The sequence below is a fragment of the Paenibacillus sp. 2RAB27 genome (assembly GCF_052115445.1).
Lineage (GTDB): Bacteria > Bacillota > Bacilli > Paenibacillales > NBRC-103111 > Paenibacillus_E.
Genome location: NZ_JBFRGR010000001.1, coordinates 178,776 through 195,965, shown reverse-complemented (window position 1 = coordinate 195,965; position 17,190 = coordinate 178,776). Strand labels below are relative to the sequence as shown.

The following is a 17,190-nucleotide window of genomic DNA, read 5'->3' as shown; positions in this document are numbered from 1 at the left end:
GGAACTGAAGAGGAGTTAACTTTGATTATGAAAAATAAGAAATTGGCGAGTGCTATCGTAAGCTCAATGATCATCACAAGTCTAGCAGGCACGCCAGTCCTTGCAGCACCCGTGAATACATCAACAACTTCAACAACAACCTCCAACGCGAATGTTCGTTTATCTTTCAACGATGTAAGCAGTAACTACTGGGGGATTCGTCATATTTCCAAGCTTGCTTTGGAAGGCGTGATTGAGGGAGTAGGAGATGGCATCTATTCACCAGAAACGTCAGTAACGCAACAAGATGTGCTCATTATGGCTACGCGCATGATGGGTCTGCAATCGGATGTTGATACATTGGCTACTGAAACCGTATTTCCTGATTTCATGTTAGTGGATAAATACGCACGGAACTATGTGGCACTCGCGCTGCAAAAGGGCTTAATTTCAACAGAGCAGGAAAAATTGAGAAGCCAAGGTTCGAAGATTGTCGGCAATTGGGGACAACAAAAAGCGACGAGAGAATGGGTCGCTGAAGTCGTCATTCGCGCCATTGGCAAAGCATCTCTTGCACAAAGCTTATCGAGCAAGGCAACATCATTCACAGATAATACACAGATCAGCAGCAGTGCATTAGGTTTTATTAATGCAGCCGTTGCACTGAAGATTGTAGATGGTTTTGAGGATGGTTCTTTTCAACCGAAAGGCGCTGTAACTCGTGCGCAAATGGCGGCTTTCCTAAGTCGTTCTCAAAAGGATTCGATTACTTTGCCAGAGCGTGCCAAGAAGGGCTATTTGACTAGCCTAACGAGCGGCAGTATTGGTCTTATGGATAAAGATGGAAATACAAGCACTTATAAGATTTCGCCGAATACGGTATTTTTCGGAAACCATAATGATCTTGCTATTTCATCGAAAGAATTGCAAGAAACGTATGAAATATCGATTGTTCAAGTAAACGGAACAGCTTATTATGTTGAAATTATAAGTGATGTACTGCGCATGGACATTCACGAAGGTCAGTTGTTAAAGCTAAATCTAACAACGATGAAAGCTACTCTAGATGATTACGAAAGCTACGATTTGGCGTCGGATGTTGCTGTAACCGATATCGATGGGAGAGGTCTTAGCTTAGGTGAGATCGTTTCGGGCAGCACGATTCAAATTCGTAAAAGTCAACTTGTAGACAGCGACAAATATACATCTATCGTTGTGAAACAAGTTCCAGTGAACAAAACAGCGGTTGGAGATATTCAGACGTTAAATAAGGACGCTATGCAATTGACATTGCTGGATTCAGCAACTGGTGAGCCTGAGACGTTTGGTTTCTCAAGTAATTTAGTTGCGACACTCGCAGATAATACATTAATTAGTGTTGATGCTATCCATGTTGGTGATACGGTTGAATACACGGTTAAGAATAGTGAAATTGTTAAGATAATTGTTAAAAAACAAGCGGATGTTGGAACGAGTGTAGAAGGAACGTTCAAACAATTCACGGACGATCATTCTACGATTTTGATCAATAAAACTTCTGGTAAGACAGTCGATGCCTATGAGTTGAGTAATAATACTAACGTTGTTATTAATGGTTTAACGAACGCCAGTATTTATGATCTGGCTGCAGGTGATCAATTAAAGCTAGACGTGTTGAATAATAAGGTTACAACGATTACAGTAATAAATCGATCCATTGAGAATTTATATTTTGCTAAAATCATTGATTATAAGGACTCATCAAAAATTCTAACAGTTACTGATAATGCTGGAAATCCAAATGCTTATATTTTAAATGATGGTATCTCCATCACGTTTAATGGCAGTAAATTGCCGTTTAGCTCTTTTAATGGTATTTTTACCCCTGGTAAATATGTAGATGTACTGGTTTCTAATAAAAAAGTGTTGAGTATTCAAATGTCCACTCAGTTAGATGGCGCATTGACACAATTGAATTTACAGACGAATGATGTCACGTTGAAAACAGATAGTGGACAAAGCTTAACATTTAAACTGAACTATACACCTATCGTTGAAGTTGCAAATAAGCCAAACAGTACGATTTCCGATTTGAAAGTGGGAGATAAGGTAAGTCTTCTGCTTAGTTATGATCAAACGACAGTAACTAAAATCGTCACAACGAACACGACCATATATAAAACTCTTCTAACCAATGCGAACTTGAAACAAGCTACGGTTATGGATGGCACGAATACGAACTATACAATCGCATTAGATGGTGTTTCCCTTGTGAAAGCTGATGGTACAAGTGCAGTGTTCGCTGACTTGGCGATTGACGACTATGTGAAATTAACATTCAAAGGACTCGCGATCACGAAGGCAGAGTTGATTACGCCGATTCGTGGTAAAGTAACCGCTGTGAATGCTGCAGGGACGAGCTTGACTGTTCAAGATTTTACGGGTAAAAGTCAAGTCATTAATGCAGGCAGCAATTACAGTGTGAAGTTGAATGGTGGTGTGGACTTGAGCTTCTCTTCGATTAAAGTGGGGGATCGCGTTCAATTGATGAAGGATATCAATGATAAATTGCTTATCCAAGTAGCTGTTGCTTCTAAACGTGAGTTTGATCAATATAGCTCTACATTGAACCAAGTGTATATGAAAGCTACTAGTGCAGGTGATCGGACTGCGTTCAATTTGTTCCCGAGAGGCTACTTCCATACGGGTTCCACAGTTGTACMGCTGACCTCCTATACAGCTGGTGATCAATTGAATTTGTATATCCTTGACAATAAAATTGTTGAGATTGAAAAGTAGAAATTTGAACAAAAGTTAAGTGACAACCGTCTGTTTGAAGAAGCTAATCTTCTCTTACAGACGGTTTTTTACTAATTTTCAAAAAAAAATGTTTATTTTTTAGAAAATGTTCGCATTTTGACGCTTTCAAGGATTGATTATGACCTAACAATTCGCTAAACTGGAGAATATTACGACCCTAAGGAAGATCAGCTATGACACAGAAGACAGTAAGACATATTCTGGATACAATCGGTGAGCTATATCCGGATGCGCATTGTGAGTTGAACCACAGTAATCCATTTGAATTAACGATTGCTGTATTACTATCGGCTCAGTGTACAGATGAAACCGTGAATAAGGTTACTAAAGACTTGTTTGCGAAGTACAAACGCCCTGAAGATTACTTGGCTGTTCCTTTAGAGGAATTGGAGCAAGATATTCGGAGGATTGGACTATTTCGTAACAAGGCTAGTCATATTCATAAGCTGTGTCAATTGCTACTGGACAAGTTCGGTGGTGAAATTCCTGAGAAGCATGAGCAGTTGGTTGAATTGCCAGGTGTAGGACGTAAGACAGCAAATGTCGTTGTATCGAACGCTTTCGGCGTGCCGGCCATTGCGGTTGACACACATGTGGAACGAGTCTCTAAGCGATTAGGACTTGTAGGCTTGGATGATTCCGTGCTGGAAGTTGAAAAGAAGTTAATGAAGAAAGTTCCTCGAGACGAATGGACGCAAACACATCATCGACTCATTTTCTTTGGTCGATATCACTGTAAGGCACAGAACCCCAACTGCACCTTCTGTCCTCTTTTGGACAAATGCCGTGAGGGGAAGAAGCGTATGAAACCACAGCCAACTAGGAAAACTATTACAAACAAATGAAATGCTGACAAAGGATGGGATTGAAATGAAATGCATCGCCGTATATACGAATAGTTTCGAATTGTTCTCCGATATTTATGAGCAAGTTATCAACACACCGTTAGCCGATAATGAGGAAAAAGTCATTGAAGGTGTAACTGTCAGTGAATCAGGTGAGGTTCCTCAGAATTACATAGACAAAATGAAAACAAAATCCGAGGTTGTTGTGATGAAAGTGAAGGATTCGGATATTACGATTCTTCAACATCGTGACGTTTTTGAAATTTTCCTACCGGAAAAAGAAAAAATCGCCCTCACGTAAGTCCAGAATCTCCCTTTGGGAGATTTTTTTTCTGTATAGCTGAGAGGAAGTCCTAAAGAACAATTCATAGAGGAGCGGAATGAACGAATGACGCAATTAGTAGCTGGAAGCATCACGGTCATGCCGGATGCACTTAAGAAGATGCAGCAAGTGCTTGGGCATGCAGGTGATGGTGATAATGCCACGAAAATGGGGCAATTGCTGGATAAGCTCGATAGTGGACGGATGAATATTGCGTTCTGCGGGCATTTTTCTGCTGGAAAATCAACACTTATTAATCAGCTGTGTGGCCAAGCGTTGTTACCATCAAGTCCAATTCCAACGAGTGCTAATATTGTTAGTATTCGTAATGGGCAACCTGGAGCGCATGTCACTCATCGCAGCCATGATGGGAAGGTTAATCCACAAGGGAAGACGACAACCATTCCACTAAGCGAGCTAGAGGCCTATTGTGTGAACGGAACGGATATCGAAACGGTTGAGATTACTTACCCTATTCCTTTTCTCGGTGAAGATACAGCCTTGCTGGACACTCCGGGCATTGATTCTACAGATGATGCGCATCATCAATCTACCGAGTCTGCTTTGCATTTAGCTGATGTGGTGTTCTATGTCATGGACTATAACCATGTGCAGTCAGAAGTGAATTTAGCGTTCACGAAGAAAATGAAAGAGTGGGGGAAACCGCTCTATCTCGTTGTTAATATGATTGATAAACATAAGGAGTGGGAGCTTCCTTTCGAGCAGTACAAAAGTGGAACGAAGCAAGCCTTCTTAAATTGGGGCATCGAGCCTGATGATTTGTTGTTTGTGACGATGAAGGAGCCAGCTCATCCACATAATGAGTATGCTAAGCTGCAGTGGCTGCTGAGCCGTCTTATCGAGCGTGGCGATATCTTGCGTAGCTATAGCATTGATGCTTCAGCACGCTATTTGGCTGCCGAACACAGCAAATGGATGGCGGAGCAACATGAACCGAAAAAGGCGGAGTTGCTGGAATCGATCAACGAGGAAGGCGATGTTGAGGACGTTCAATTATTGGCTGTTACAAAGCAGAATGAGCTAAACAACTTGAATAACTTGCCTGAATTGTTAATTACAGACCTTCGTAAAGATGTTGGCGCCATTATTGAGAATGCGAATATTACGCCTTCGCTAACTAGGGATTATGCGAATGCCTATCTGGATAGCCGTAAGCCCGGATTTAAGGTTGGATTTTTCGGGGGCGCAGCAAAGACCGCTGCAGAGCAAGAGAAACGGCTAACCGCGTTTCAGGCCGATTTGGCAGAGCAAGTAGAAGCACAGCTGGATTGGCATTTACGAGATGCGCTGAAAAAGGCAGCAAGCGAGCAAGGCCAACATGACGCTGCGCTAATTGCACAGATTGAAGCGCTGAAGGTTGAAGTTACTGGCGAGTTGATCGGTTCACAAGTGAATACAGGAGCGACGTTTGGCGGCGAGTATACGCTGAACTACATGAAGCAGCTAGCTGGGGAACTGAAGCTGCAGTACCGCAAACTGGCATTTGCGGTGATAGACATCATCGCGGCCTCGGTCCGCGATAACTCACGCCCAGCCGCCGCTGCGCTAGCGGCTGAGCTGCAAGCCCTGAGCGGCCGGCTGAGCGCCTGCCGCGAGCTCGCACGCCTCGAGGAAGCCGAGGCGGCGGCAGAAACCCAGCTGCTGCGCATAGCCAGCTGGGAAAGACCTTCTGCGCCGGCGCTGCCGGATGCGCAGCAGTACACGGCCATGGAGGAGCCGGTAGCAGCCCCGCTGAGCGGGGCTAACCTGCACGTGACCTCCATGGGCACGATCCTGCAGGCGGCCGCGACAGCGTCGGCGGCCGCAGGCACGGACGCGGCTGCCCCTGCGGCGGCAGCGGAGCCGTCCGCAGTGCCGTCATCCGTGTTCACCACGGGTGAACACGGCAGGCGCATGGAGCGCAAGGCCGCCGACTTGCAGGCGGCCTCGAGCCTCATCGACGGGCTGCCGTCGATGCGGTCGCTCGCGCGTTCCATGCGCGAGAAAGCGGAACGTCTGCGCCAGCGGACGTTCACGATTGCGCTGTTCGGCGCGTTCAGCGCTGGTAAATCTTCGTTCGCCAATGCGTTGATTGGTGAACGGGTGTTGCCAGTGTCGCCGAATCCGACGACGGCGGCGATCAACAAGATCATGCCGCCAACGGAAGGCTGGCCGCATGGCACGGCTAAGGTCAAGATGAAGAAGGCAGACGTCATCTTGGAAGATGTCCTGTACTCGCTTCAAATTCTTGGCGTAGAGGCGACGGATATGACTAGCGCGTTGAAGCGGATTAGTCAGCTTTCACCTGCTGACGTAACAGCCAAAGGAAAACCGCATTTCTCGTTCCTGAAAGCCGTTGAGAAAGGTTGGGAAGCAGCCTCCGATCATTTGGGGACTGAACTTCGGATCACGAAAGATGAATTCTCAGGTTATGTGGCGGAAGAACATAAATCCTGCTTTGTAGAATTTATTGAATTATATTATTCCAACCCACTGACAGATCAAGGTATCATTTTCGTGGATACCCCAGGGGCAGATTCCATTAACGCTCGACATACGGGTGTCGCTTTTAACTATATTAAAAATGCAGATGCCATTCTTTTCGTCACTTATTATAACCATGCTTTTTCCCAAGCGGATCGTGAGTTCCTGCTCCAGCTTGGCCGTGTGAAGGATAGCTTTGAAATGGATAAAATGTTTTTCATCGTGAATGCAGCGGATTTGGCGGCAAGCTCAGAGGAGCTGGCAGGTGTTGTAAAGCATGTGGAAACGAATTTGGTTCAGCATGGTATTCGTCATCCTCGTATTTATCCGATTTCCAGTTATTTGGCAGCTGAAGGAAAAATCAATGGCAACGAGAACTTAGTTGCACAATCGGGCATTCAACCATTCGAACAGCAATTTGTTCAATTTACTTTGAATGAGCTCAGTGATGTAGCTATTCATTCGGCTAATCTGGAGCTGCACCGAGCCATTGGCACGATGCAGAAGTGGCTGGAGCGAGCACAATCCGGTGAGGAAGAACGTAGACTACAGCTCATTATGCTGGACGAGTCGGAACAGCAGGGCTTAGAACTGCTAGATGACACACGGTATGATGCTGAGCTTAAGGAATTGAAAAAAGAAATTCAAGAATTGATGTATTACGTCAAACAACGAACGATGTATCGGTTTGGCGAGCTCTATAATTTCGCTTTCAATCCATCTACGTTCCGTGATGAGGCCAAAGATCCGAAAGCTGCACTCCAATTTGCATGGAATGAACTGTTGCGAATGATCGGCCATGATTTATCGCAAGAAGTGCTTGCGACTACACTACGTGTAGAGAATCGCATGAATCTCATCAGCACCAAACGGATGAATCGCTGGGGCGAGGAGCTTAGCTTGCTGTTAGAAGGTTTTGAGAAGGCTGCCTACGAGTCCAATGCGTTTGCGACGCCTGAAGTGACAACGAAGCTTGAAGCTTCGGAAGTGAACTTGAAGTTGCTTCAGAGTTATTTCAAAAATGCCAAGCAATTTTTTGAAGGTGATGGGAAAAGTAAGTTAAAGGCTGAATTGGAAAATCGGATCAATGCGCCGGTTGTTGCTTTTATTGAAAATCAAACATCAGAACTTGAACAAGCGTATGGCATCCAATTAGAAAATTGGTTAGCCCAGCAGAAATTCATTATGGAACAGCAGGTCAAAGAGCATGCAGAAGGGCTTCGTGATGCACTCCAAATGAAGATTGATTTGGATGAACTCATATCCAAACAGCATCAGTTGAAAGCATTTGTTTAGCCATTTAACAAAAGGGGGACTAGGTTCTGAGGAACTTAGTTGCCCCTTTTTTTGGATTGCTCATGTAAGGGCTTTCAATGGCGGTTATCCCGATGATTTAAAAGAATAGGGGGGATTACTACATGATTTTGTGAATTTATGCCTAATTAAGCGTTTAAATCCGAGTATCCTCGAATTGCTCACATATAGTGATGGTGTTAAGATTCATAAAGTGTTCACACATTATAAGCGTTTCAAATCTATCCTTTTAAGGAGGGCCCAAAGTGGATGTATTCAGGCAACTGAAGCCATATTTTTGGCCAGAGAAAAAACTGTTTTTTGGAGCTATTGCATGTCTTGCAATCGCTACCGCGCTCGGCTTGGTGTACCCCAATTTGCTTCGGTATCTGATTGACGAAGTTATCACCAAGAAGCAATTTGACCTGGTGCCTCGACTGGCACTAATCGTTGTTCTAGTCGTTTCTACGAAAGGGATGTTTCAGTTCTTACATGGTTTATGCGGGGGACGCTTAGGAAACCGTGTTGCATTCCACTTACGGAATGCGCTTTACCAAAAGCTGCAATATTTATCTTTCCAGTATTATGATCAAGCTAGAACAGGAGATCTCATGTCCAGGTTGACAGCTGATCTGGAGGCGATTCGCCAATTTATTGGTTTTGGCTTCGCACAAATGCTGAATGTGTTGTTAATGCTCGTTTTCGGCATGGGCATGATGTTCTCTATCAGTTGGAAGTTAGCTTTACTTACGATGATTACAATGCCATTTCTGGCATTTACGGCAGTACGCTTTGAAGGCAAAATTCACCCGGCTTTCCGGATGGTACGTCAGTCACTAAGCACGATGACGACGGCTGTACAGGAAAATATTACAGGTGTACGAACGGTTAAATCTTTTGCTCGCGAACCTCATGAGGTTGCCAAGTTCGCAGCACGCAATGAAGATTACAAGTCCATGAATATTGGATCGTCAGGAATTTGGGCGAAGTATTTTCCGATCATGGAAATTCTAGCGAACTTGAGTGTTGTAATTTTACTCGGCGCTGGCGGCTACATGGTTATTGACGGGACGATTTCACTAGGTGAATTGGTAGCCTGCTTTAGTCTCATTTGGTACATAATCGGTCCAATGTGGGGACTTGGTTTTCACATTAATAACTTTACGCAAACGAAAGCTTCTGGTGAAAAAATTCTAGAAGTACTACATCAATACATGCATGTCAAAGATAGCGAAAACGCTGCAGCTCTGACTAAGGTTGATGGGCATGTGAGATTCGATCATGTCACTTTCGCGTATCCTGAGAAACAGCCGGCACTTTATGATTTTACTTTGGATGCGCCTCCAGGCTCGGTTATTGGGTTGTTAGGAAGCACAGGGTCTGGAAAGACGACCGTGATTTCACTGCTCATGAGAGCTTATAACGTGAAAGAAGGTAAGGTCATGCTGGATGGGAAAGATATTCGTTCCTTGCAGCTTGAAAGCTACCGCAGCCAAATTTCAACGGTTTTCCAAGAAACATTCTTATTTTCATCTACAATTCTTAACAATATCGCTTATGGGCGCAAGGATGTAACGATGGATGAGATTATCCGCGCAGCTAAGCTTGCGAAAGCGCATGATTTTATTTCAGAGCTGCCAGAAGGATATAACACGCTAGTTGGTGAGCGAGGTCTCGGACTTTCCGGTGGTCAGAAGCAACGGATTGCTATCGCAAGAGCCTTGATCAAAGATCCAAAAATTCTCGTTCTAGATGATGCTACGAGTGCGGTTGATATGGAAACTGAGCATGAGATTCAAGCAGGCTTCGGTGAAGTTATGGCAGGTCGTACGACGTTTATCATCGCTCACCGAATCTCTTCGTTGAAGCACGCGGATGAAATCATCGTGCTTGATAAAGGGCGTGTCATTCAACGAGRTACGCATCAAGAACTTTTACAGCAAGAAGGCCTATACCGTCAAACGTATGACATTCAGTACGCGGATGGACCGCAAAATCAAACGGCACAGAACCAAGCTGCTGTTGCCCGTGAAGAAGGTACTTCTCAGGAATCGGTTGATGCCAAAATAAATCCAATCGCTAAGCCAGAAAGAAGGTTGGCAAATTGAGTACTACATCGAAGCAAGCTGATGCAGCTTCAACCAATCCAGATTCTCAAACAGGGCATCGCTTCGTATATCAAGATGATGAACTGATCGAAAAGCCTTTTGACTGGGGCCAATTAAAGCGCTTGTTTGGTTATATGAAGCCTTATCGTAAACAAATGCTCCCGATCATCATCATCATGATGCTATTGGGCGCGATTACCAAATTGACTGTTCCACTTCTCATCAGTAAAGCGATTGACAATGCCATTATACCCAAAGATAAGAACCTACTCATCCTGATCGTTGGTATTATGCTTAGTGTTTATCTCATTCAATGGATTGCTAACACCTTCCGCATCAAATATACGAACATGATAGGGCAACGCGTAATCTACGACCTCCGGCATGACCTTTTTAGCCATATTCAAAAGCTTTCATTCCGGTTCTTCGATACAAGACCAGCTGGATCCGTACTTGTTCGTGTAACGAACTATGTCAATTCGTTACAAGATTTGTTTACGAATGGTGTCGTCAACTTATTGATCGATATTGTACAACTGGTAGGAATCATCATCATTTTGTTATCTTTTAATTTTAAACTAGGTGCTTCGATCATCGTTACAGTTCCGATTATGTTTTTCATATCGACGAAGCTTCGGACCAAAATTCGCCGTTCCTGGCAGGACGTTACGATGAAGCAATCCCGATTAAATGCCCATTTAAACGAGTGTATTCAAGGTATTCGTGTCACACAGGCGTACACACAGGAGAAAGAGAACATTCAATTTTTCACGAAAATGAATATGACCAACCGGTTATCCTGGAACCGCGCATCCATGTTGAATCAATCTTTTGGGCCACTCATTGAAATTACAGGCGCGATAGGGTATTGTATCTTGTTCTGGTTAGGTGCCCATTTGGTTCAAACTGGGGAAATTTCCATTGGTTTGCTTGTTGCTTTTGCAACCTACATTGGGTACTTCTGGGAGCCAATTACGCGACTCGGGCAGATGTACTCCCAGTTATTAATTGCAATGGCTTCCGCAGAACGGATTTTTGAGTTCATCGATGAGAAACCAACGGTTTCCGAAATCGAGGGAGCCAAGGATTTACCACATGTACAAGGAAATGTGAAGTTCAAAGATCTCGTGTTTGAGTATGAGCCAGGACGTCCTGCGCTGAACAGGATCAATTTGGATGTAACCGCTGGACAATCCATCGCACTAGTGGGACATACAGGTTCAGGAAAAAGCACGATCATGAACTTGCTTTGCCGGTTCTATGACCCGAATGAGGGCGTTGTAGAAGTCGATGGTTACGACATCCGTCAAGTGACGATTCATAGTCTTCGCTCCCAAATTGGTGTCGTGCTCCAAGATACGTTTATTTTCTCGGGCACGATTCGCGATAACATTCGCTTTGGCCGTCTAGACGCCACAAACGATGAGATCGAGCAGGTAGCGAAAGCGGTTCATGCGCATGATTTTATTAGTAAGTTGCCCAATGGGTACGATACAGAGGTGCAAGAGCGCGGTAACGTACTATCGATGGGGCAGCGCCAATTGATTTCATTCGCGAGAGCGCTGCTTGCTAATCCGCGTGTGCTCATTTTGGATGAAGCGACTGCAAGTATTGACACAGATACGGAGCTCAAAATCCAAGAGGCACTGAAGACACTTCTAGCAGGTCGTACGTCCTTTATCGTGGCACATCGTCTATCAACGATTCGTAATGCCGACAAAATCGTCGTGCTTGATCATGGACGCATGATGGAAATTGGTAATCATGATGAGCTCATGAAGGAACAGAAGATCTACTACGGTTTGATCCAAGCTCAGTATAAATTTTTGCAGGATGCTGTGTAAACATAAGAAGAGGAGCTGCTTAGCCACTTGAATGTGGTTGGGCAGCTTTTTTATGTATTTAAGTGCTAGCCTTTGAAAGGATAATCGAGCCCCTTGGGCACAATAGCTGGAAAATATACATCTAATCTAGCGTATATCATCGAAAAAATGCGATTAGATGTATAAAGTACAGTTAATTTCAGGATTTTACGTCAAATAGGGGAAAGGCTAGTGAAATAGCTGTATTTTTTCCATTTAAATTCCAAAATGAGATGAACTAGGCGAAAATAGATGGAGTTTTTCCAGTTATTTGATGTAGCTGAGATGGAATATAGCATTTGAAGGATGCTGTACTCTCTCCGTGCCATAACGCACGCGACTTAGTCCCTATGTGATTATGCTGCCGACTACCAACCGTCAACCTCCATTTAACCAGTCACTGCAGTCAACTAGCAACCCGATAAGTGGAATGAAGCATGCTGTAAGTCGAAATAATCGATTTACACGATAGAATTGGCGAGTATCGAGTGCTGCAAGTCGAAAAAATCGACTTAAACTACTCCAAAACGTGTCCGCCGCAGCCTCCTCATTCATCTAGAACCCCGCACACATGCGTCTAAAGCTCATGTCACATCCCGAAAAACAGACGAATCTGTACAATGTTTGCAAATTTTGACGAGAAGCTATACTCTTAAATTGGAAATATGCCAATTATTCGCAGGAGGGGACAGCATTGAAATCATCTCGCTTCATCTGGGGTGCCATTGGTTTGACCGCGTCAATTTCTACGATTGTTTTCGCTGTTGGCTTTGCGTACGCGGCGAATCAAATATGGTTCCCTAAAGCTTCTGGAGATTTGCAACTCGCTACTCCAGCACCTACGAAACCATCGATTATTGAAAGCAGCAGCAAGCTGCAAATTGTCGCTCTGGGGGATTCACTCACAGCTGGAACTGGCGACAATACGGGCAAAGGCTATGTCGGACGTGTCCGTGAGAAGCTGGAAAAAGCAAGCGGTAAACCCGTCTTTGTGCTTAATAACCTCGCAATTCCTGGCTACAAAAGCGATCAGCTTCTTGCTGATTTAGCATTGAAAAAAACACAAGATGCACTAGCTCAAGCAGATATCATTTTGCTTACGATCGGTGGAAATGATATTTTTGCTGGAGGGGATGGGCTCTTCAAAGGAGATAATCAGACCGAATTTAATCCTGAAGCAGCAGAGAAACGGGTAGACCCAGCACTAGCCAAAATGGAAAAAATCATCTCGTCCATCAATCAAGCGAACCCGAAAGCAACGCTCTTATATATCGGTTTGTATCACCCTTTTCTTGATCTTGATCCATCGAGACAGGGTTCCTTAACCGTGCAACGCTGGAACAACGGCGTGTTTAAACTGACGAATCAATATCCACAGATGCTCATTGTTCCTACCTACGACCTATTTGAGCAAAATTTGATCAAATATTTATCATCTGCCGATCATTTTCATCCAAATGGGGATGGCTATGAGCGAATTGCGGATCGGATCGTCCAGATTTTAAAATAGGGAGGACATGCTATGGCTATAGCAGCAACGCCTAAAATCGTTTTATCTGTCAATAATCTTAAAAAAAACATCAAAAACAAAGAGATTATTAAAGGCATTTCTTTTGATGTCTATGCTGGCGAAATATTTGGTTTTCTTGGGCCTAATGGATCAGGCAAAACGACGACAATTCGTATGCTCGTGGATTTGATTCGTCCAACGGAAGGGACCATTCAAATCTGTGGGTTTGATGTACATAAAGAGCATGACGAAGCGATGAGAAAAGTGGGCTGTATTGTTGAAAATCCAGAGCTTTATTCTTATCTGACTGGATGGGAAAATCTCGAGCATTTTGCCCGCATGCTGCCTGATGTCGATGATAACCGGATTAAGGAAGTCGTGGAAATTGTCTCGATGGATCAGCGGATTCATGATAAAGTGCGTACCTATTCACTTGGCATGCGCCAACGCTTAGGGATTGCTCAAGCGCTATTAGGGCGACCAAGTCTATTGATTTTGGACGAGCCCACAAATGGACTTGACCCGCAGGGGATCAAAGAAATGAGGGAGTTTATACAACGATTAGCTGCGGATGGTCTTAGTTTATTCGTCTCTAGCCACTTGCTCAGCGAACTTCAGCAAATGTGTCACCGTGTAGCGATTATTAGTCATGGCGAAGTGATTCAAGTTGGTGCTGTTGATGAACTCATTGCGCAAGGCGGTAGGGTGGTATGGACGGTTTCACCTGGTGAACAAGCGGAGGGCATCTTGCAATCTTCTGAGTTTGTGAGTTCAGCCATTGCGGTAGACACGGAAAACCTTTCTAACTTGCCGACAACGGTTAGGCAGATTTCAACACAAATGAATCAAGAAGACATTCCTAAGCTAAGTCATCTCCTTATCGAACAAGGAATTAGCTTATATGCTGTAGAAATCAAAAATCCAACACTTGAAGATTTGTTCTTGCGTCTAACCGAAGGGGAACGAATCGAGTAGGAGAAGGTGAATGAATTGACAGGACTCTATGCTTTAGTTAAAAATGAAATGATCAAAATGATTAAGAAAAAGCGATTTTATGTCATTCTACTTATTCTTCTTGCTTTAATTCCCATGTTCACTTATGCTCAAATGCGAGTTGCTCAACATACACAGAAGCAATTTGGTACTTCGGATTGGAAGGCAGATCAGCGTCAGAAAGTGACTGACTGGGAAAAACGTCTTAGCTCCGCACGAACGCCAGATGAGTGGAAGCAGCAACTTCGCGTTCAAATTCAGATTGCAAACTACTATCTGGATCAAGACGTGAATCCAAGTTCGCCGAATGCGGTTACATTTACACGTGAATTTGTGAAAAATGCCGTGGGTTTATTTATTCCGTTGATTATCATGGTCATTTCAGCAGATATCGTATCATCCGAGCATTCTACGGGGACTATTAAATTATTGTTGACAAGACCGGTCAGGCGTTGGAAAATCCTATTGAGTAAATTAATTACCGTTATCTTCTTCACCTCACTGACTGTTTTGTCGACGGGATTGATTTGTTACTTGATTTCTGGCGTTGTTTTTGGTTACAACGGATGGCACATGCCGATCTTCACAGGCATACAGTTGACAGGGGCAGATGTCGATTTCAGTCGTGTTCGCGCCGTGGATCAATGGTTCTTTCTCTTGATGGAATTCGGCTTAGTATGGTTTACTGCAATCGTAGTAGCGATCATGTCGCTGATGCTTTCTGTACTAATTCGATCAACCGCAGCAGGTATGGGGGTCATGCTTGCCGTATTAATATCAGGAACCATTTTATCGAACATGGTTTCCTCATGGGAAACGGCTAAATATTTGTTTATGGTCAATTTGGACCTGACAAAGTATTTAACTGGAGGGATCCCACCTATTCAAGGTATGGATTTAGGGTTCTCGCTTAGTGTTCTAAGCGTATGGACTGTAGTAGCGCTTATCGTCTCGTTTACGGTATTTTCGCGCAAAGATATATTAAATTAGAGATTAAATAGATAAAGGAGGGCTCCAATGGCTGAGCAGCTAGAATTTGCGAAAGGGAAAGCCCCGACACCCACGACAGATTACGAAGCAGACGATATTCAAGTCCTGGAAGGGCTTGTTGCTGTTCGTAAAAGACCAGGGATGTACATTGGCAGTACCAGTTCTTCAGGTCTTCATCATCTGATCTGGGAAATCGTAGATAATGCAGTCGATGAGCATCTGGCAAAGCATTGTTCCAAAATTAATGTCACGATACATAAAGATCAATCGGTTACCGTCCATGATAATGGCCGCGGTATTCCAACGGGCATGCACAAGACTGGGGTTCCTACGCCACAAGTTGTATTTACCATCCTCCACGCAGGCGGTAAATTCGGCGGTTCGGGCTATAAGAAATCTGGAGGCTTGCATGGTGTTGGTGCTTCAGTAACTAACGCGCTTTCAGAGTGGTTGGAAGTAGAAATTAATCGCGATGGCAAAGTGCATAAGATGCGTTTTGAATATTGGGTTGATGATAAAGGTATAGAACATGTTGGTGAACCTGTAACAGGCCTAGAGGTTATCGGCAACACCAATCGCACGGGGACGAAAGTAACCTTCAAACCAGATAAGCGCGTCTTCCAAGGTGGAACGACAATCAATTACGATACACTAGCTGAGCGTTTGCAGGAAATTGCATTCCTGAACTCGGGACTGCAAGTCAATCTGAAAGACGAACGCACAGATAAAGTGGATTCGTTTCAGTATGAAGGCGGTGCGAGCCAGTTTGTAGCGTTCCTGAACGAAGAGAAGACCGTGCTGCATCCAGTCATTCATTTTGCCTCGGAGAAGGACGAAATTGAAGTTGAAGTCGCTCTGCAATACAATGATGGCTATACGGAGACGATTGCATCCTTTGTTAACTCGATTCCCACTCGCGGCGGCGGAACCCATGAGACGGGTTTTAAGACAGCTTACACACGTGTGATGAATGAATATGCCCGTAAAGGGGGCATTCTCAAGGAAAAGGATAAAAACCTTGACGGAACGGATCTCAGAGAAGGTATGATGGTCGTCATCAATATCAAGATGGGTGATGTCGAATTCGTAGGTCAAACCAAGGACCAACTAGGAAGTGCTATTGCACGAAGTGCGGTGGACGCCGTTGTATCCGATAAAATGACGGTTTTCCTCGAAGAGAATCCGCAAATCGCGCAAATGATGCTGAAAAAGGCCGTACAAGCATCCAGAGCGAGAGAAGCCGCACGTAAAGCACGCGAAGAGATTCGCAGCGGCAAGAAAGGGAAGAGCGAGAGCTCGAACCTGAATGGGAAGCTTACACCTGCGCAATCGAAGGATTTGCAACGGAATGAGCTATTCATCGTGGAAGGTGATTCCGCTGGTGGATCGGCGAAGCAAGGGCGTGATTCGAAGCATCAAGCGATTTTGCCGCTCAAAGGCAAGCCGATGAATCCCGAGAAAGCGAAGCTCCTTGATATTTTGAAAAATGAAGAATATAAAGCCATCATCGCTGCGATCGGAGCTGGAGTAGGTTCTGAGTTCGAAGCGGAAGAGACGAATTACGGCAAAATTATTCTGATGACAGATGCCGATACAGATGGCGCACACATTCAAGTACTGCTGCTAACCTTCTTCTATCGTTACATGAAACCATTGATTGATGCTGGCAAAGTGTATATTGCTCAGCCTCCCCTGTATAAAGTGACGAGAAAAGGAAAAAATGGTGGTCATAAATACGCGTGGACGGACGATCAATTGAACGTTGTAGTCAAAGAACTCGGCAAAAATACCGAGCTACAGCGCTATAAAGGATTAGGCGAGATGAATCCGGATCAGCTGTGGGAAACGACGATGAATCCGGAAAGCAGAACGCTGCTTCAGGTGCAGATTGAAGATGCGGCCAAAGCAGAACGTCGTGTGACGACGTTGATGGGCGATAAAGTAGATCCACGTAAGAGATGGATTATCGAAAACGTTGATTTTACGGAATATGTTGAGTAATCAA

10 protein-coding genes are annotated in these 17,190 nt (G+C 44.3%); all 10 read left to right on the top strand.

The window, feature by feature from the left end:
- Positions 1-27 precede the first annotated feature (27 nt).
- The 10 genes from AB4114_RS00855 to parE all read left to right on the top strand — a co-directional run bounded on the left by AB4114_RS00855 (position 28) and on the right by parE (position 17,186).
- On the top strand, positions 28-2,757 hold the full coding sequence (locus tag AB4114_RS00855; protein WP_441986698.1) for an S-layer homology domain-containing protein: 2,730 nt from the start codon (positions 28-30) through the stop codon (positions 2,755-2,757).
- Between the two features lie 194 nt (positions 2,758-2,951).
- On the top strand, positions 2,952-3,623 hold the full coding sequence (gene nth, locus AB4114_RS00850; RefSeq protein WP_171628747.1) for an endonuclease III: 672 nt from the start codon (positions 2,952-2,954) through the stop codon (positions 3,621-3,623).
- A gap of 25 nt (positions 3,624-3,648) precedes the next feature.
- A complete protein-coding gene (locus AB4114_RS00845; RefSeq protein ID WP_028554377.1) occupies positions 3,649-3,924 on the top strand; it encodes a hypothetical protein in 276 nt (91 codons plus the stop codon).
- 87 nt (positions 3,925-4,011) lie between these two features.
- The gene (locus AB4114_RS00840) at positions 4,012-7,725 is read left to right on the top strand and encodes a dynamin family protein (protein WP_441986697.1); all 3,714 of its coding nucleotides are present in this window, start codon (positions 4,012-4,014) and stop codon (positions 7,723-7,725) included.
- A 263-nt stretch (positions 7,726-7,988) separates the two neighbouring features.
- Positions 7,989-9,830, top strand: coding sequence for an ABC transporter ATP-binding protein (locus AB4114_RS00835; protein ID WP_441986696.1), 1,842 nt, complete (start codon positions 7,989-7,991; stop codon positions 9,828-9,830).
- On the top strand, positions 9,827-11,674 hold the full coding sequence (locus AB4114_RS00830) for an ABC transporter ATP-binding protein (RefSeq protein WP_441986695.1): 1,848 nt from the start codon (positions 9,827-9,829) through the stop codon (positions 11,672-11,674). The genes AB4114_RS00835 and AB4114_RS00830 overlap by 4 nt, the downstream gene beginning before the upstream one ends.
- 712 nt (positions 11,675-12,386) lie before the next feature.
- Positions 12,387-13,202 carry a GDSL-type esterase/lipase family protein gene (locus tag AB4114_RS00825; protein ID WP_441986694.1) on the top strand — a complete coding sequence of 272 codons (816 nt, stop codon included), beginning with the start codon at positions 12,387-12,389 and terminating at the stop codon, positions 13,200-13,202.
- Positions 13,203-13,214: 12 nt separating this feature from the next.
- The gene (locus AB4114_RS00820) at positions 13,215-14,177 is read left to right on the top strand and encodes an ABC transporter ATP-binding protein (protein WP_441986693.1); all 963 of its coding nucleotides are present in this window, start codon (positions 13,215-13,217) and stop codon (positions 14,175-14,177) included.
- A 15-nt stretch (positions 14,178-14,192) separates the two neighbouring features.
- A complete protein-coding gene (locus AB4114_RS00815) occupies positions 14,193-15,185 on the top strand; it encodes an ABC transporter permease (protein WP_171628870.1) in 993 nt (330 codons plus the stop codon).
- 27 nt (positions 15,186-15,212) lie between these two features.
- Positions 15,213-17,186, top strand: a complete 1,974-nt coding sequence (gene parE / locus AB4114_RS00810; protein ID WP_441986692.1) for a DNA topoisomerase IV subunit B — start codon at positions 15,213-15,215, stop codon at positions 17,184-17,186.
- The last annotated feature ends 4 nt before the right edge of the window (positions 17,187-17,190 follow it).